Genomic DNA, 15,596 nt, shown 5'->3' with positions numbered 1-15,596 from the left:
GACCGAAGTCCAGCCGGTGTGCATCGAGATTTTGGAGATAGACGTCAGCAAACGCGAAGATCGCGAGGCCCGGATCGATCGGCCGAAATATCAATGGGGCTGATATAGGCTGCTTTCGCACAAAAAACAAGACTGCGTGAAAAAGCCGTGATCGGGGCCGCCCAACGGCCGCCCCAATCTGGTGAAACCGTGGCGCAAGATCGCGCCGTCTCCGGGCGGCGGATCGAGGGGAGGGGACATGAAAACCATCCTGCTTGCCGCCTGCCTCACGCTGGTGGCGGCCAAGGCGCAGGCGATCTCGCGCTACGAGCCGATGCGTCTGAGCTGCGGCAAGGTTCAGTCGACGATCACGCGCCAAGGTGCGGTCATCCTGCGTTATCAGTCGACGCGGGTACCGGGGCTGCCGCTCTACGACCGCTATGTGCAGAGCCAGCAGTTCTGCACCATGGGCGAGGTGAGGACGCGCGCCTACGTGCTGACCGCCGACACCAAGTCCTGCCCGGTCTATATCTGCAAGCGGCCGGACAGTGAGCGTTTCAGGCACCGGTTCATCCGGCGCCATTAGGGTGTATCGATATTCAGGTGATGCCGGCCTGCAAACCGTGGCTTCCTGCGCTTCCGGTGCTCACACTGGAAGCGGCTACTGCTCTCAAAACCCGAAGGACACCTGCATCGGCGGCGGCGGGCCGACGCGCACGCCTTCCATGGCCAGCATCTTTTCCTTGGTGACCGAGCCGCCGGGCGCCGAGAAGCCGCCGATCTTGCCGCCGGCGGCCAGGATGCGGTGGCACGGGATGACCAGCGGCACCGGATTGGCGCCAAGGGCCGCCCCGGTTTCGCGTGGCAGGCCGGCATGGCCGGCGCGCTTGGCGAGTTCGCCATAGGTGGTGGTTTCGCCATAGCTGAGTTTTCGTGCCGCGTCGTAGATGGCGAGGCGGAAGTCGTCGATGCCGTCGAGATCGACGGGAAAGCCGGTGAAATCGACGTCCCCGCCCGCGGCATAAGCCTTGATCGAGGCGATCAGCTCGACCACCCACGACGGCTGGGCCGTGGAGGCAGAAACGCCGGGGTGGCGCATCAGCCGCCGCTCCACCGCTTCGCGGCTGCGTTCGGGCAGGCAGAGCCGGATCAGGCCCTTTTCGCTCCAGGCGATGCCCATGAAACCGATCACTGTTTCTAACACTGCGTGGCCAGCCGTGATCGAAGATGCCGTTTTCATGCTGCGTTCCTTTCCGCAAAGCGGCGGAATCCGGGATTCCCGCCGGTACATATCAGGAACAATATGGCATCGCTGCCTGCGTCCCGCCACCCGAAAACCACCAGATGGCCCCGATTGCTACCCAAGAATCGCTGGTGTAAGGGAAATCTTAATAACCCGACAAACCGGACTCCGAGCGCGGCTTGCCAGCAAAACAAACCCTTATCGCCATCGGCGTGATCGTGGCGGCAGCCGGCATGAGCGGCTGCACCTCGACCTCGCAGATGAAGGCCGCGCCGTCCCTGACCGAAACCGCGACCACGGCAGGCAACGATGCCGGCTTCACCGTGCCGCTGCCGGACACGGTTTCGGTGCTGCCGCAATCCTCCGGAATCACATCGGTCCAGACCGCTGAGTTGACCCCGAGCCCGGCTACGCCGGCACTCGATTCCGCCGTCCAGCCGGCCGCGGCGACCGCCGCCTTTGCCGGGGTGACCCCAACCTCGCCGGCCATGCCCGCGGTGATGGCCGCCAGTGCCTGGCAGGCGCCTCCGCCGTCCAAGGCCGGCCAGCCGATCGAGACGGCCGGGACCTACACGACCGCCGGGCTTGTCGTGCCGGCGGTTGCCAAGGGCGGCCAGAAAATGCCCGGCGTGCAGCAGGTAGCCTATGTCGTGCCGCAGAACCCGGCCGCACTGGTGCAGTTCCCTTCGGCGCCCGTCGAGCCGGAGCAGCATGCGACCGGCATGCGCGGCGACGTCGACCGGCTGATCGTCAAATACGCCGCCTTCTACCAGGTGCCGGTGGATCTGGTGCGCCATGTCGTCAACCGCGAAAGCACCTTCAATCCCAAGGCCTACAATAACGGCCATTGGGGGCTGATGCAGATCAAGCACGCGACGGCGCGCGGCATGGGCTATGACGGGCCGGCCAAGGGCCTGTTCGACGCCGAGACCAACCTCAAATACGCGGTCAAATATCTGCGCGGCGCCTGGCTGGTATCGAACGGCAACGCCAAGAAAGCCGACTGGCTCTACCAGACCGGCTATTATTTCGACGCCAAGCGCAAGGGCCTGCTCGAGGCGACCGGCCTCGGTGTCGACCGCAGGCGCGGGCGTCTTCAGCCCGACGCCTGAGCGCGATGCCCGAACCGCGCCCGCCGGCTCCAAACGACATCCGGCTGCGCAAGATCCTCGATGAGACGCTGGTTGCGCCGCACTGGCCGGACGGCTTTGCCATGCGCTGCTTCGGACATGGCGACGCTCTGCCCCTGCATGCGTTGCTGGGCGAAGTGTTCGACGATGGCACCGACGGCCCCTTCGACGAATGGTGGCCGCGCATTTCCGAAGACCCCGAATTCGACCCGGCGTTGTGTTTCCTCGTCATCGATGCCAAGGGCCGGCTGGCGGCTGCCGCACTGTGCTGGAGCTCGGCGTTCGTCAAGGACTTGGCCGTTCATCCCGAGGCGCGCGGCAGAGGGGTCGGCGAGGCGCTGATGTGGCACGCCTTCGCCATTTTTCGCGACCGGGGTGCCGCCCATGTCGACCTCAAGACCAATACGCTCGAGAACGCCGCCGCCGTGCGGCTCTACGAGCGGCTGGGCATGAGGCCCGTCGCCTGGGAAGGCTGACCAGCGACGCTGATCGGTGCCGTCATCGCCACCGGGGATGGCCCGTTCGGGAACCCAAAGCGCTGCTCCGCATTCAATGAACGGTGGGGTCTGACCGGCTGCTGGTGCTGTGCGCCGCCGGCTGCCAAGGGAGATCCACCGATGAAGGTTTTCCACGCATTGCTGGCGTTGAGCGTCGCTGCCGTTCTCGCGGTAGGTTCGGCGCGCGCGGTCGAGCTGTCGATCGTGTCGGGCGACACCGGCAACGGCATCAAGGTGCTGCGCGAGATCCTCGACCGCTATGAGAAAGAAAGCGGCAACAAGGTCACCATCGTCGCCATGCCGTCGTCCGGGACCGACCAGTTCGGCCAGTACAGGCTGTGGCTCGCCGCGGGCAATAGCGATGTCGACGTCTACCAGACCGATGTCATCTGGGCGCCGCAGCTCGCCAGCCAGTTTGTCGACCTGACCGAGGCGACCAGGGATGTCGTGGCCAAGCATTTCCCGTCGATCATCCAGTCGCAGACCGTCGACGGCAGGTTGGTCGCGCTGCCGATCTTCACCGATGCGCCGGCGCTCTACTACCGCAAGGATCTGCTCGACAAATACGGCGCCAAGGTGCCGGCCACCTGGAAGGAGCTGGGCGACACCGCCAGGCTGGTGATGGACAAGGAGCGCGCCTCGGGCAACAGGGATATTTGGGGCTTCGTCTTCCAAGGCAACGCCTATGAGGGGCTGACTTGCGATGCGTTCGAATGGGTGGTCTCGAACGGTGGCGGCCATATCGTCGAGCCGGATGGCGCCATCTCCATCAACAACACCCAGGCTGCGGCCGCGCTCGACATGGCCAAGGCCTGGATCGGCACCATCGCGCCGCCGGGCGTGCTCGCCTACCAGGAAGAGGAATCGCGCGGCGTTTGGCAGACCGGCAATGCGGTCTTCATGCGCAACTGGCCCTATGCCTATGCGCTGGGCAACAGCCAGGGGTCACCGATCAAGGGCAAATTCGACGTCGCGCCGCTGCCGGCCGGGACGGGCGAGGGCGCCCGGCCGGCGGCGACGCTCGGCGGCTGGAACCTTGCGGTCTCGAAATATTCCAGGCACCCGGATGCGGCGATCGAACTGGTCAAGTTCATCGCGTCGCCGGCAATGCAGAAATACCGCACGCTCAAGACAGCCAACCTGCCGACCATCCAGGCGCTCTATGACGATGCCGACATCGCCAGGCAACAGCCGATCATTCCACACTGGAAAGAGGTCTTCCTCAATGCCGGGCCGCGGCCCTCGGCGGTGACCAGGAACAAGTACAACGAGGCGTCGAGCCAGTTCTGGAACGCCGTGCACAAGACCTTGTCCGGCGAGGGCAGCGCCGCCGACAACCTGGCCGACCTCGAAGCGACGCTGACCCGGCTGAAAGGCAAGGGCTGGTGAGCGCGCGACCGGCCGCCGACCGGCGCCCAGGCTCGCGGCTGATGCGCCAGCGCGTGCGCTCGGCATGGCTGTTCCTGGCGCCGATGCTTCTGGTGCTCGCCGCCGCCGCCGGCTGGCCGCTTGCGCGCACGGTCTATTTCAGCTTCACCGACGCCTCGCTGTCCAATCTCGACGCCCGCCAATGGGTCGGCTTCGCCAATTATGTCTCGGTGCTGCGCATGCCGAGTGGCAGGGTCATCTACGACGGGCTGCTTCTCGATCCGGTCTGGTGGGGCGCCGTGTGGAACACCGTGCGCTTCGCGGTGGTTTCGGTGACCTGCGAGACGATCCTCGGCATGGTCGTCGCCCTGGTGCTCAACGCCGAATTCCCAGGGCGCGGCATCGTCAGGGCGGCGATCCTCATCCCCTGGGCGATCCCGACCATCGTTTCGGCCAAGATGTGGCAGTGGATGCTGAACGACCAGTTCGGCATCATCAATGTCGTGCTGATCAATCTCGGGCTGATCGACCACAAGATCGCCTGGACCGCCAGCGCCGACACGGCGATGGCGGCCGTGCTGATCGTCGACATCTGGAAGACGACGCCTTTCATGGCGCTGCTGATCCTGGCCGCGCTGCAGATGCTGCCGCGCGAGATCATCGAGGTCGCCAGGCTCGACGGCGCCAATCCCTGGCAGATCTTCTGGCGGGTGACCTTGCCGCTGATCCGCCCGGCGGTGATGGTGGCGGTGATCTTCCGGGCGCTCGATGCGCTGCGCATCTTCGACCTGATCTATGTGCTGACGCCCAACAACGCGCACACCAAGTCGATGTCGGTGTTCGCCCGCGAGAACCTGTTCGAGTTCGACAAGTTCGCCTATGGCTCGGCCGCCTCGACCCTGCTCTTCCTCATCCTCGCTCTGCTCACCATCCTCACCATCCGCATCGGCCGGATAAGCCTGGAAGGAGGCCGCTGAGATGTGGCTCCTGAAGCGCGCGGCCTTCTATCTGCTGATCGGAGCGATCGTGCTCATCGCGGTGTTCCCGTTCTACTATGCCGCCGTCACCAGCCTGAAATCGGGGACCGCGCTGTTCCAGGCCGATCCGTGGCCGAAGGCACCCAGCCTCGGCAATTATCGCAACGTGCTGGCCGAAGGCGCCTTCGTGCACAACCTCCTGAATTCACTGGTCGTCTCGGGCGCGGTGGTGGCGCTCTCGCTGTTTCTCGGCGTCACCGCCGCCTACGCGCTGGCGCGTATCCGTTTTCGCGGCCGCTCGGCATTGCTGTTCGCCATCCTGTCGGTGTCCATGTTCCCGCAGGTGGCGGTGCTGGCCGGGCTGTTCGAGCTGGTGCGGATGTTCGGCCTCTACAATTCGCTGTTCGCGCTGATCTTCTCCTACATGATCTTCACCCTGCCGTTCACCGTCTGGGTGCTCACCGCTTTCGTGCGCGACCTGCCGCTCGAGGTCGAGGAGGCGGCGATCCTCGATGGCGCGACGCCGTGGATCATCATCACGCGCATCTTCCTGCCGCTGATGTGGCCGGCGCTGGCGACCACCGGACTGCTGGCCTTCATCGGCGCGTGGAACGAGTTCCTGTTTGCCCTGACCTTCACCTCCAACGATGCGCGGCGGACCGTGCCGGTGGCGATCGCGCTGCTCTCCGGCAATTCGCAGTTCGAAATCCCCTGGGGCAACATCATGGCCGCCTCGGTGATCGTCACCGTGCCGCTGGTGGTGCTGGTGCTGATCTTCCAGCGCAAGATCGTGTCCGGCCTGACCGCCGGTGGGGTCAAGGGGTGACGGGGGCGGTCGGAAAGCCGTTTCATGCTTTTCCCAAAGTTACGCCGGATTCCGGCGCGTAAAAAATGTCGGACCCGATCGCGGCGAAACGTCCTTGGGTCGTAGAGCACCCTGCCGGGACGCCGGCGCGACGACTTGAAGGAGCCGATCATGATCACCTTTCCCAACGAATCCGCCAAATACCGCACCGCGCGCGAAAAGCTGCTGAAGAAGGAAATCGAGCTGCGCCGCGCCATGGAAGCCGTGGCCGAGGCGCGCCGGGCGCTGCCGCCAGGCGGGCTGGTGCCGCAGGACTATGTGTTCGATGGGCTGGATATGTCAGGCAAGACCGCGAAGATAAAACTCTCGGAGTTGTTCGCGCCCGGCAAGGACACGCTGATCCTCTACCAGATGATGTTCCCGCGCCATCCGCAGGAGACGCGCGACGTGGCGACCAGCGGCGGCACGGCGAAGCTCGCCCGGCCCGACCAGCCATGCCCGTCCTGCACCGCGCTGCTCGACCAGTTCGACGGCGCGGTTGGCCATCTCGAAGCCGCCGGCTTCAACTTCGCCGTCGTGGCCAAGACGGCGCTCGAAAACCTCGTCACGCTCGGCCGCGATCGCGGCTGGCGCAACATGCGGCTGGTGTCGTCGGCCAACAACAGCTTCAAGCGCGACTACAACGCCGAGGATGCCGACGGTGCGCAGATCCCGCTGCTGTCGGTGTTCCACCGCGACGGTGACGGCATCAGGCATTTCTGGTCGTCCGAACTCGGCTTCGCGCCTACGGAGCCCGGCCAGGACCCGCGCGCCATCGGCACCTGCGAGATACTGTGGAACCTGATGGATTTCACGCCGGAGGGCAGGCCGAACTGGCACGAGCAGCTGCAATATGGCGAGGCGTGCTGCCACTGAGAGGCCTGGCGCAACTTCGTCTCGCCTGCGGCGTTGGAATCCCGAGGGAACCATTCCGATCGGAGATCCCAGATGAAAATCCTCCTGACCATGGCCGCCGTCGCGCTGACCGCCGTCGCGCCCGTCACGCTTGCCCAGACGAACGGCACCAATTCGAACGCGGTCGCGCCCATGTTGCCCGACAGCAAGGTCGACACCCCGACCTTTGCCAGCACCGTGCCCAGCGCCAATGAATTCGAGATCCAGTCGAGCAGGCTGGCCGAACAGAAATCCGCCTCGGCGGACGTCAAGGCCTTCGCCGGCCAGATGATCAAGGACCACACCCAGGCCGGCGAGGACTTCAAGCAGGCGCTGAGCAAGGGGCAGACCACAGCCTCGATCAAGCCCACTGGGCCCGCGCTGCAGCCCAAGGACCAGCAGATGCTGGACCAGCTGAAAGGCGCCAGCGGCAAGGAGTTCGACCAGAAATACGTCATGATGCAGACCGAGGCCCACAAGCAGGCGGTCGCCCTGTTCAGCACCTACGCGAGATCGGGCGACGACCCGGCGCTGAAGGAATTCGCCAAGAAGACGCTGCCGACGCTGAAGGAGCATGAGAAGCACGTGAAGGAGCTCGGCGCGGCGCATTAGGGGGTGGTGGGCAGGGCGGTAAGGGTTCGAAATCCGCGCTCTACGGCGCCCCCCTCTGTCCTGCCGGACATCTCCCCCTCTTGGGGGGAGATTGGCTGTCATCGCGGCCTTCGCCAATTTTCCACCATTGCCAGAAAGAGAGCCGGCACCGAAGCTGCCAATCTCCCCACTTGAGGGGGAGATGTCCGGCAGGACAGAGGGGGGCGCCGTAGAGCGCTACCGCAACTATCCTGGCACCGGCAACCCCCACCCGCAAGGTGGCCCTGTGCCTCCACCCGCCATGCGCTAGACTGCGCACATCACCCTCGGGAGTGCCCCATGCCCAAGATCGACCTCGCATCCGTGCCCGTCCGCAAGGGCTCCGGCTATCCCGCACCCTTCGACGCCCCTTGTGCCGACCGCACGCGCCGCCGCCTCGGCGATGCCGGCGGGCTCACCCATTTCGGCGTCAACCTGATGACATTGCCCCAGGCGGCTGGTCGAGCCAACGCCACTGGCACAGCCACGAGGACGAGCTCGTCTATGTGCTGGAGGGCGAACTGGTGCTGGTCGAGGATGGCGGCGAGACGCTGCTCAAGGCCGGCGACTGCGCGAGCTTCGCCAGGAACAGCGGCAACGGCCACCACATGATCAACCGCTCGTCGGCCACCGCGCGCTACCTGGAAGTCGGCTCGCGCAATCGCGATGATGTGATCACCTGCTCCGACATCGACATGATGAGCCCGAGTTCGGACGGGCGGTTCCTGCACAAGGATGGCACGCCGTATCCTGGGCAGGGTGAGGGCTGGGAGGCGCGGCGCTTCTTCCTTCTCCCCTTGTGGGAGAAGGTGGATTGCCGCGAAGCGGCAAGACGGACGAGGGGTGTTCCAGCTTGGCGATACGGTCATGCCCGACTACAAAACGGATGAAATCGGCTACGTCTCACTCCGTCACGCACCCCTCAACCGTCTCGGCGCTGCGCGCCGATCCACCGCCCTGGGCGAGTCACGGGCCTCGCCCGCCCTTCTGGCCCCACAAGGGGAGAAGGAAGAAGCGCTGGCGTTCGCCCGCCGCCGCGCTAAGCTCCCTGCAAACCCCAGGGAGCACCACCATGAAAAAAGAAGTCATCGAAGTGCCCGTCATGTCGGACAAGGTGCGGGCGCTGGGCCTGCCCTGTTCGACGGCGGTGAGGGCCAACGGCTTCGTGTTCATCTCGGCGACGCCGCCGGTGGACATGGTGACCGGCGAGATGGTGCGCGGCGACATCGAGGTCCAGACCGAGGCGTCGCTGAAGGCGCTGAAACATTGCCTGGAAGCGGCCGGCACCTCGCTGGAAAACGTGGTGATGGTGCGCATCTACGCCGTCAATTCCGGCTTCTACAACGCGATAAACAGGGTGTATGCCCGGTATTTCAACGTCAACCCGCCGGCGCGGAGTTTCGTGCCGGTGGCGTCTTGGCCGATGGAGTTTGATATCGAGATTGAGTGTGTGGCGGTGGGGTGAGAGCCTAGTCTAGCCCATGACATCGCCAACGTTCATCGCGTACTGCAGCGCCCTATCTCGAAATAGCTACATTATAAGCTGACAAGCCCCCCTTGTCCCCTTTTTTCAGAGAATACCTGACGGACGTTCCCTTGTTCATTAATGACGCATCTTCGCAATCGGAGAACTTGAAGTGGATGTCAATGGGCATTCCATCCTGGCGTATAAAGCCAAACTTTTTTCCTTTATCAACCATATTTATAACTCCAATAAGGACCCCTGAGTCCTGTTTTGATTTATTCTTTTGCTTTGGCTTGGATATCTGCTTCCCTGTGTTTAATGTATTTGCAAGGCCGTAGTGTATTTCATATTCCATTCCAGTCTTTACCTTTGGAGATATGTTTGACGGTGTTCGCTCTCTAAAACACCATCTAATAAATTTTTCGTCCTCGGCCTCTTCTATAAAGCATAGGATATTCTGATCATAAAGGAATTGCAGAAATTCTTCCGCAGATTTCATAAAGCCAGGCGCATTTTGAGCTTCAGCTAGTACGTATTTATAGAATTCAGCGAAAGCTAACTCATAGTAATCGTAGTCAAATTTGCTCTTCCCGTTCAGGTACTCAAAAAATTTGAGAAATAACTCGAATTCAGACTCATCATAATAAAATGATAAGCTATCCTTTATCTCTCCGAGAAGATATTGACCATAATCTTCCTTGAACCGCCGCGTAAATAGGTCGCTATAAAGAAAAACCCTGTCTTTGTCTGTAGGAGATTTGTAGTGATCATTTAAAATATCTAGCATTGTTAGAATGTCACGAGGTCTATGATAGGAGTATCTCAGGAATATCACGAATGAGGTGGGGCGGCTGTGCTCTTCAGTAAGGTTTGTTGCCTCGAATGGAAAATAGTAGTCCCAAGCGTCTCCTGGGGGCTCTATTTTGTCTTGCTGTACGCTGAACATTCTGTCCGCCATCAGGAACAGCTCGCTGCTGCGGTATTTCCCGTAGTCAGTTATCCAGCTTAGGACAATAGAGTTATCCTTTAACTTTGTATTCCTATTTTGGAGACCAAGGGAATTGAATATGTCCGGCCTTAGAAGCAAGACGCACTTCATTCGACCCTTCGAATCCCTTATCTTTGGAAAGAAGTCGTTGTTCAAACTCCAGGCGGCGTTTGCTAGGCCTTTGACACAATCTAGATATTCATTGAACGGGATTGACGCAGGCCTTATATCTATCCCGTCAATAAAGAGAGAAACACTTTTGCTCAATTTTACTGAAGCCAAGGCGTCTTGAAGTTTACCCTGAATATACAGCAAGTTTGTTTGAAATTTCTTTGTCTCGGATTTTACCTCGACTCCATCGCCCTCTTTGAACGTAGCTCCAAACTGAGCGTACTTGGCAAAAATCTCAACTGCTGACGTTGAGTTTTCAACGAGCTGAAGCGCGGTTATTATCTCCGGCGCGAACGCATTACTATAATAATCGTTGATCGCGTCATTTAAGGCTTTGAATTTTGATATTTTATAAAGTATTCTGCTGTTCCAGACGACGTTATTATCTCTTTCGCGAATATAAGTAGAATTATGACCTTCCATATATCGGTGTATTCAGAAAGGCTAATGTTTTTCTCTCTTTTTAGAGAAATGAACTTATTGTAGTCGGTCTCTCTAATAAATTTGTGACTTGAAATTTGTTTTTCATTGGGGAAATTCGATCGGTAGACCGCGTAAGCTGTCTTTCCGGTGCCCTTCTCGCCAACAAGGAAAAATATGCTTGGGTCGTCTAAATCTCGAAGGGCGTCAGTACGCAAAAATATTCGATTAAAGAGCTCCCTATTTTCTCTCCTGCGATAGTTCTCTGCATCAGAGAAGCCGAACGTGATCTCCGAAACAGGTTTCATTCGTTTGCCCCCTAACGAGTAAGTTTCCAGCTATCGTGACTGCCTTTATATTGAGCGTCAACAAGGCGACTGTCGAAATGGTGTGGGTTGCTGATAGGAGCATGGCAAATTGCCCCAACCGTCGATGACTCATATGCATGAAGCAATCAGACTGAGCAATTCTGGCATGTGAGGCAACCGCCTCGGTTCAAGTCAGGAGGGTAGAAATCCTCAGGCAAAATACTCCTGCAGCGGCCTGACCTCCAAACTCCCCGCCTTCAGCGCTGCAATCGCCTCCGCCACCGCAGCCGCACCAGACAGCGTGGTGTAATACGGCACCTTCTGCATCAGCGTGGCGCGGCGCAGCGACTTCGAATCCGACACTGCCTTCTGGCCGTCCGTCGTGTTGAAGACGATCTGGACCTGGCGGTTGCGGATGGCATCTTCGATGTGGGGGCGGCCTTCCAGGACCTTGTTGATCTTTTCCGCCACCACGCCGTTTTCTGCGAGGAAGCGCTGCGTGCCTGACGTCGCCAGCACCTTGAAGCCGAGGCCGGCGAGGCGCTTGACCGCCGGCAACATGCCTTTCTTGTCTTCGTCGCGCACGGAGACGAACAGCGTGCCGGAGCGCGGCAGGTCGACGCCGGCGCCGAGCTGGCTTTTGGCGAAGGCCAGCGCGAAGTCGCGGTCGAGGCCCATGACCTCGCCGGTCGAGCGCATTTCCGGGCCGAGCAATATGTCGACGCCGGGGAATCGGGCGAAGGGGAACACGGCTTCCTTGACCGCGATGTGGCCGGGATTGCGCGGGTCGGGCATGGCGCCGTAATGGGAAAAGGCGTCTTCCAGCGTCTCGCCGGCCATGATACGGGCGGCGATCTTGGCGATGGGACGCCCGATGGTCTTGGCAACAAAAGGCACGGTGCGTGATGCCCGCGGGTTGACCTCCAGCACGTAGACCGTGCCGTCCTTGATCGCGTACTGCACGTTCATCAGACCGCCGACATTGAGGGCGCGGGCAAGGGCCGCCGTCTGGCGCTCCAGCTCGTCGACCAGTTCCGAAGGCAGCGAGTGGACCGGCAGCGAGCAGGCCGAGTCGCCCGAATGGATGCCGGCCTCCTCGATGTGTTCGAGAATGCCGGAGACGAAGGTCGCCTTGCCGTCGCACAGGCAATCGACGTCGACCTCGATCGCGCCGGAAAGATAGGTGTCGAACAGCAGCGGGTTCTTACCCAGCAGCGTGTTGATCTGACCGGTCTTGTCGTTGGGGTATTTCTGCTTGATGTCCTCCGGCACCAGGCCGGGCACGGTGTCGAGCAGGTAGTTCTGCAGCATGCCTTCGTCATGGATGATCTGCATGGCGCGGCCGCCGAGCACATAGGACGGGCGCACCACCAGCGGGAAGCCGAGCTCGCCGGCGACGAGGCGGGCCTGCTCGACCGAGTAGGCGATGCCGTTCTTCGGCTGGCTGAGGTTGAGCTTGTGCAAGAGCTTCTGGAAGCGGTCGCGGTCTTCGGCCAGATCGATCATGTCGGGCGAGGTGCCGAGGATCGGGATTCCGGCCTTCTCCAGCGCGTCCGCCAGCTTCAGCGGCGTCTGGCCGCCGAACTGGACGATGACGCCGACCAGCTCGCCCGAGGCCTGCTCGGCGCGCAGGATCTCCAGCACGTCCTCCGCCGTCAGCGGCTCGAAATAGAGCCGGTCCGATGTGTCGTAGTCGGTCGACACGGTCTCGGGGTTGCAGTTGATCATGATCGCTTCATAGCCGGCATCGCGCAGCGCGAACGCCGCGTGGCAGCAGCAATAGTCGAACTCGATGCCCTGGCCGATGCGGTTCGGCCCGCCGCCGAGGATGACGACCTTCTTGCGCGACGACACCTGCGCCTCGTTGGCGAGCGCGCCGGCGAAGGGCACTTCATAGGTCGAATACATGTAGGCGGTGGGCGAGGCGAACTCGGCGGCGCAGGTATCGATGCGCTTATAAACCGGATGAACGTCGAGCTTTTCACGAATCTTCTGAACGACTTCGGCGTCAGTCTTCATCAGCGACGCGAGGCGGGCATCGGAGAAGCCCATGGCTTTGAGCATCCGCAGGTTGACGGCATCCTGGGGGATGCCGTGCTCGCGGATGCGGGCTTCCATGGCGAGAATGCCCGCGATCTGTTCGAGGAACCACGGGTCGATCTTGCACATGGCGTGTACGTCTTCCAGCGACGTGCCCATGCGGATCGCCTGCGCCACCATGCGCAGCCGGTCGGGCGTTGGCGTGCCCAAGGCGGCGCGGATGGCGTTGCGGTCGTCCGGGTTGTTACCCAGGGCATGACCGAGACCGGGGATCTCGATCTCGTCGAGGCCCGTGAGGCCGGTCTCCAGACCGCGCAACGCCTTCTGCAAAGACTCCTGGAAGGTGCGGCCGATGGCCATGACTTCGCCGACCGACTTCATGGCGGTGGTCAGCACCGGCTCGGCGCCGGGAAATTTCTCGAAGGCAAAGCGCGGGATCTTGGTCACGACGTAGTCGATCGATGGTTCGAACGAGGCGGGCGTCGCTCCGCCGGTGATGTCGTTCTCCAGTTCGTCCAGCGTGTAGCCGACGGCGAGTTTGGCGGCGATCTTGGCGATCGGGAAACCGGTCGCCTTGGAGGCGAGCGCGGACGAGCGCGAGACGCGCGGGTTCATCTCGATGACGACGAGGCGGCCATCGGCGGGGTTGACGGCGAACTGCACGTTGGAGCCGCCGGTCTCGACGCCGATCTCGCGCAGCACCGCGATCGAGGCGTTGCGCATCATCTGGTATTCTTTGTCTGTGAGAGTGAGGGCAGGGGCGACGGTGATGCTATCGCCCGTATGCACGCCCATCGGGTCGATGTTCTCGATCGAGCAGACGATGATGCAGTTGTCCGCCTTGTCGCGGACGACCTCCATCTCATACTCCTTCCAGCCGAGCACGCTTTCCTCGATCAGCACTTCGGTGGTCGGCGAGGCGTCGAGGCCGGACTGGACGATGTCGTAGAATTCGGCCCTGTTATAGGCGATGCCGCCGCCGGTGCCGCCCATGGTGAAGGAGGGGCGGATGATGGCGGGCAGGCCGACATGGTCGAGCGCCTGGGCGGCGATCGCCATGCCATGGCTGATGTAGCGCTGCTTGCGGTCGCCTTCGCCGAGGTTCCAGCGGGTTTCCAGCGCGTCGAGTTCGGCGTCGAGATTGTCGGGCTTCTCGGCCTTCAGCGCGGCGCGCTCGGCCTCATGCGTCTTGCGATCGGCGTTCTTGACGTCGGTGGCGTTGGCCAGCATCGACTTCGGCGTTTCGAGCCCGATCGTCTTCATCGCCTCGCGAAACAGCGCGCGGTCCTCGGCCTTGTCGATGGCATGCGCGTCGGCGCCGATCATCTCGACATTGTAACGCTCGAGCACGCCCATGCGGCGCAGCGACAGGGCGGTGTTGAGCGCGGTCTGGCCGCCCATGGTCGGCAGCAGCGCGTCGGGCCGCTCCTTGGCGATGATCTTGGCGACGACTTCGGGGGTGATCGGCTCGATATAGGTGGCATCGGCCAGTTCCGGGTCGGTCATGATGGTGGCCGGGTTGGAATTGACCAGGATGACGCGAAAACCCTCTTCCTTCAGCGCCTTGCAGGCCTGGGTGCCGGAATAGTCGAACTCGCAGGCCTGGCCGATGACGATGGGGCCGGCCCCGATGATCAGGATCGACTTGATATCGGTGCGTCTGGGCATGTCTGTGAATTCCGTTCGGCAGCGGGCTTGCACAAAAAACCGGGACGGGAAGACCCGGCCGGTTGTGCTCGCGATTCTGGTATCAGGCTAGGAGGGCCTTATAGGGAAGAGTTTTGCCCGATGTAACCCCGAAAATGAAGGGTTCACAGGGCTAAGCAAACAAGCGCCTCATTCCCTCGCGCCCACGTGCCTAGTCCCCCAGCACCACCGTATCCGTGATCTCGAACCGCTCCGCCACGCCGATGCGGATCATGTTGAGGTTGCCTTCCCTGGTGAAGCGGAAGTTGCTGCCGGCGTCCGAGCTTGCCGGCAGGCCGGCAGCGAAGGAGATGACGCGGCTGCCGCCATCGGGCCAGGTCACGGTCACGTCGGCCTTATCCGTGCCCTTGCGCGTCACGCTCGCCGCGCAGGGCGCCATGGGCTGTCCAACGTAGCGGGCGCAGGGAATTTGCAGGGTTCCATTCGCCGCCAGCGCCAGGCCATAGGCATCCTGCATGGCGATCTCCGCCGCGGATTTAGGCATGGTTTCGGGACTGGCCGGCTGGCTCGCGCTACCCAGCCGGGCAGTCAGGTCGGGTGCATCGGGCGTCGCGCCGGCTTCGGCGGCCACGGCGTCCGCCGCCTGGCCGGGCACCGTCGCCGGATTGAGGGGCACGAGATAGCGGGCGGGGGCCCAGCCGCTGGCTTTGGGATTGTCGGACTCGATCTTGCACCAGGGATGGCCGTCAATGTCGTTGCAGCCGAGGTTTCTCACGCTCGCACCGGCAGCCAGGCGGGCCTCGGTCTTACCGATCGCCGACGGCTTGGCGCGGATATTGAGCAGGTCGTCGGGGGCGAGCCCGGTGACGACGGAGATGAACGGCGCCTCTTCGGCATGCGCCGGAACAACGGCCGGCCACGCCGCCATCAGCAGCGGAGCGGCAATCAGCGCCTGCAAACTTTTTCGGAGCGTAACTGTGCGCCTCATCATTTGG

Annotated in this window: 13 protein-coding genes and 1 pseudogene; 10 read left to right on the top strand and 4 right to left on the bottom strand. The window is 62.1% G+C overall.

The features are described from left to right. Positions 1 to 238: 238 nt before the first annotated feature. Positions 239 to 565, top strand: coding sequence for a hypothetical protein (locus O7A60_RS23145; protein WP_337108147.1), 327 nt, complete (start codon positions 239 to 241; stop codon positions 563 to 565). 84 nt (positions 566 to 649) lie between these two features. Here the strand turns inward: O7A60_RS23145 and O7A60_RS23140 are convergent, their stop codons facing one another. Further along, complete coding sequence (locus O7A60_RS23140) at positions 650 to 1,219, bottom strand: methylated-DNA--[protein]-cysteine S-methyltransferase (RefSeq protein WP_337108146.1); 570 nt, start codon at positions 1,217 to 1,219, stop codon at positions 650 to 652. Between the two features lie 182 nt (positions 1,220 to 1,401). Between O7A60_RS23140 and O7A60_RS23135 the strand changes: the two genes are divergently transcribed. From O7A60_RS23135 to O7A60_RS23095, 9 genes and pseudogenes are all read left to right on the top strand, one after another. Further along, the gene (locus O7A60_RS23135; protein ID WP_337108145.1) at positions 1,402 to 2,334 is read left to right on the top strand and encodes a lytic transglycosylase domain-containing protein; all 933 of its coding nucleotides are present in this window, start codon (positions 1,402 to 1,404) and stop codon (positions 2,332 to 2,334) included. Positions 2,335 to 2,339: 5 nt separating this feature from the next. Next, positions 2,340 to 2,828: a GNAT family N-acetyltransferase gene (locus O7A60_RS23130; protein WP_337108144.1), complete on the top strand. Its 489-nt coding sequence runs from the start codon at positions 2,340 to 2,342 to the stop codon at positions 2,826 to 2,828. 141 nt (positions 2,829 to 2,969) lie between these two features. Beyond that, positions 2,970 to 4,238: an ABC transporter substrate-binding protein gene (locus O7A60_RS23125; protein ID WP_337108143.1), complete on the top strand. Its 1,269-nt coding sequence runs from the start codon at positions 2,970 to 2,972 to the stop codon at positions 4,236 to 4,238. 41 nt (positions 4,239 to 4,279) lie between these two features. Then, entirely contained in the window at positions 4,280 to 5,194 is a 915-nt protein-coding gene (locus tag O7A60_RS23120; protein WP_337108170.1) for a carbohydrate ABC transporter permease, read from the top strand. 1 nt (position 5,195) lies between these two features. After that, the gene (locus tag O7A60_RS23115; RefSeq protein ID WP_337108142.1) at positions 5,196 to 6,020 is read left to right on the top strand and encodes a carbohydrate ABC transporter permease; all 825 of its coding nucleotides are present in this window, start codon (positions 5,196 to 5,198) and stop codon (positions 6,018 to 6,020) included. A 150-nt stretch (positions 6,021 to 6,170) separates the two neighbouring features. Beyond that, positions 6,171 to 6,914, top strand: a complete 744-nt coding sequence (locus tag O7A60_RS23110) for a DUF899 family protein (RefSeq protein ID WP_337108141.1) — start codon at positions 6,171 to 6,173, stop codon at positions 6,912 to 6,914. Positions 6,915 to 6,986: 72 nt separating this feature from the next. Further along, positions 6,987 to 7,544, top strand: coding sequence for a DUF4142 domain-containing protein (locus O7A60_RS23105; protein WP_337108140.1), 558 nt, complete (start codon positions 6,987 to 6,989; stop codon positions 7,542 to 7,544). Positions 7,545 to 7,862: 318 nt separating this feature from the next. Then, positions 7,863 to 8,314, top strand: a pseudogene (locus tag O7A60_RS23100) (cupin domain-containing protein); the annotation flags it as partial. A 320-nt stretch (positions 8,315 to 8,634) separates the two neighbouring features. Further along, positions 8,635 to 9,027 (top strand): RidA family protein, encoded by a 393-nt coding sequence (locus O7A60_RS23095; protein ID WP_140789581.1) that lies wholly within the window; start codon positions 8,635 to 8,637, stop codon positions 9,025 to 9,027. A gap of 52 nt (positions 9,028 to 9,079) precedes the next feature. Here O7A60_RS23095 and O7A60_RS23090 read toward each other — a convergent pair whose 3' ends face one another. The 3 genes from O7A60_RS23090 to O7A60_RS23080 all read right to left on the bottom strand — a co-directional run bounded on the left by O7A60_RS23090 (position 9,080) and on the right by O7A60_RS23080 (position 15,592). After that, complete coding sequence (locus O7A60_RS23090; RefSeq protein WP_337108139.1) at positions 9,080 to 10,609, bottom strand: cold-shock protein; 1,530 nt, start codon at positions 10,607 to 10,609, stop codon at positions 9,080 to 9,082. A 515-nt stretch (positions 10,610 to 11,124) separates the two neighbouring features. Next, positions 11,125 to 14,622: a carbamoyl-phosphate synthase large subunit gene (carB, locus tag O7A60_RS23085; protein ID WP_337108138.1), complete on the bottom strand. Its 3,498-nt coding sequence runs from the start codon at positions 14,620 to 14,622 to the stop codon at positions 11,125 to 11,127. Positions 14,623 to 14,812: 190 nt separating this feature from the next. Next, the gene (locus tag O7A60_RS23080) at positions 14,813 to 15,592 is read right to left on the bottom strand and encodes an SH3 domain-containing protein (protein WP_337108137.1); all 780 of its coding nucleotides are present in this window, start codon (positions 15,590 to 15,592) and stop codon (positions 14,813 to 14,815) included. Positions 15,593 to 15,596: the final 4 nt, after the last annotated feature.

The sequence above is a fragment of the Mesorhizobium salmacidum (SeqCode) genome (genome assembly GCF_037179605.1).
GTDB classification, from domain to species: domain Bacteria; phylum Pseudomonadota; class Alphaproteobacteria; order Rhizobiales; family Rhizobiaceae; genus Mesorhizobium; species Mesorhizobium salmacidum.
This window is presented reverse-complemented; position numbering and strand designations above follow the sequence as displayed.

What these genes read in the sequence shown, in the direction of transcription:
- O7A60_RS23115 (WP_337108142.1), top strand. Translation starts at nt 5,196, where the DNA reads ATGTGGCTCCTGAAGCGCGCGGCCTTCTATCTGCTGATCGGAGCGATC.
- O7A60_RS23130 (WP_337108144.1), top strand. Translation starts at nt 2,340, where the DNA reads ATGCCCGAACCGCGCCCGCCGGCTCCAAACGACATCCGGCTGCGCAAG.
- O7A60_RS23110 (WP_337108141.1), top strand. Translation starts at nt 6,171, where the DNA reads ATGATCACCTTTCCCAACGAATCCGCCAAATACCGCACCGCGCGCGAA.
- O7A60_RS23105 (WP_337108140.1), top strand. Translation starts at nt 6,987, where the DNA reads ATGAAAATCCTCCTGACCATGGCCGCCGTCGCGCTGACCGCCGTCGCG.
- O7A60_RS23090 (WP_337108139.1), bottom strand. Translation starts at nt 10,609, where the DNA reads ATGGAAGGTCATAATTCTACTTATATTCGCGAAAGAGATAATAACGTC.
- O7A60_RS23120 (WP_337108170.1), top strand. Translation starts at nt 4,280, where the DNA reads ATGCGCCAGCGCGTGCGCTCGGCATGGCTGTTCCTGGCGCCGATGCTT.
- O7A60_RS23095 (WP_140789581.1), top strand. Translation starts at nt 8,635, where the DNA reads ATGAAAAAAGAAGTCATCGAAGTGCCCGTCATGTCGGACAAGGTGCGG.
- O7A60_RS23145 (WP_337108147.1), top strand. Translation starts at nt 239, where the DNA reads ATGAAAACCATCCTGCTTGCCGCCTGCCTCACGCTGGTGGCGGCCAAG.
- carB (WP_337108138.1), bottom strand. Translation starts at nt 14,622, where the DNA reads ATGCCCAGACGCACCGATATCAAGTCGATCCTGATCATCGGGGCCGGC.
- O7A60_RS23080 (WP_337108137.1), bottom strand. Translation starts at nt 15,592, where the DNA reads ATGATGAGGCGCACAGTTACGCTCCGAAAAAGTTTGCAGGCGCTGATT.
- O7A60_RS23125 (WP_337108143.1), top strand. Translation starts at nt 2,970, where the DNA reads ATGAAGGTTTTCCACGCATTGCTGGCGTTGAGCGTCGCTGCCGTTCTC.
- O7A60_RS23140 (WP_337108146.1), bottom strand. Translation starts at nt 1,219, where the DNA reads ATGAAAACGGCATCTTCGATCACGGCTGGCCACGCAGTGTTAGAAACA.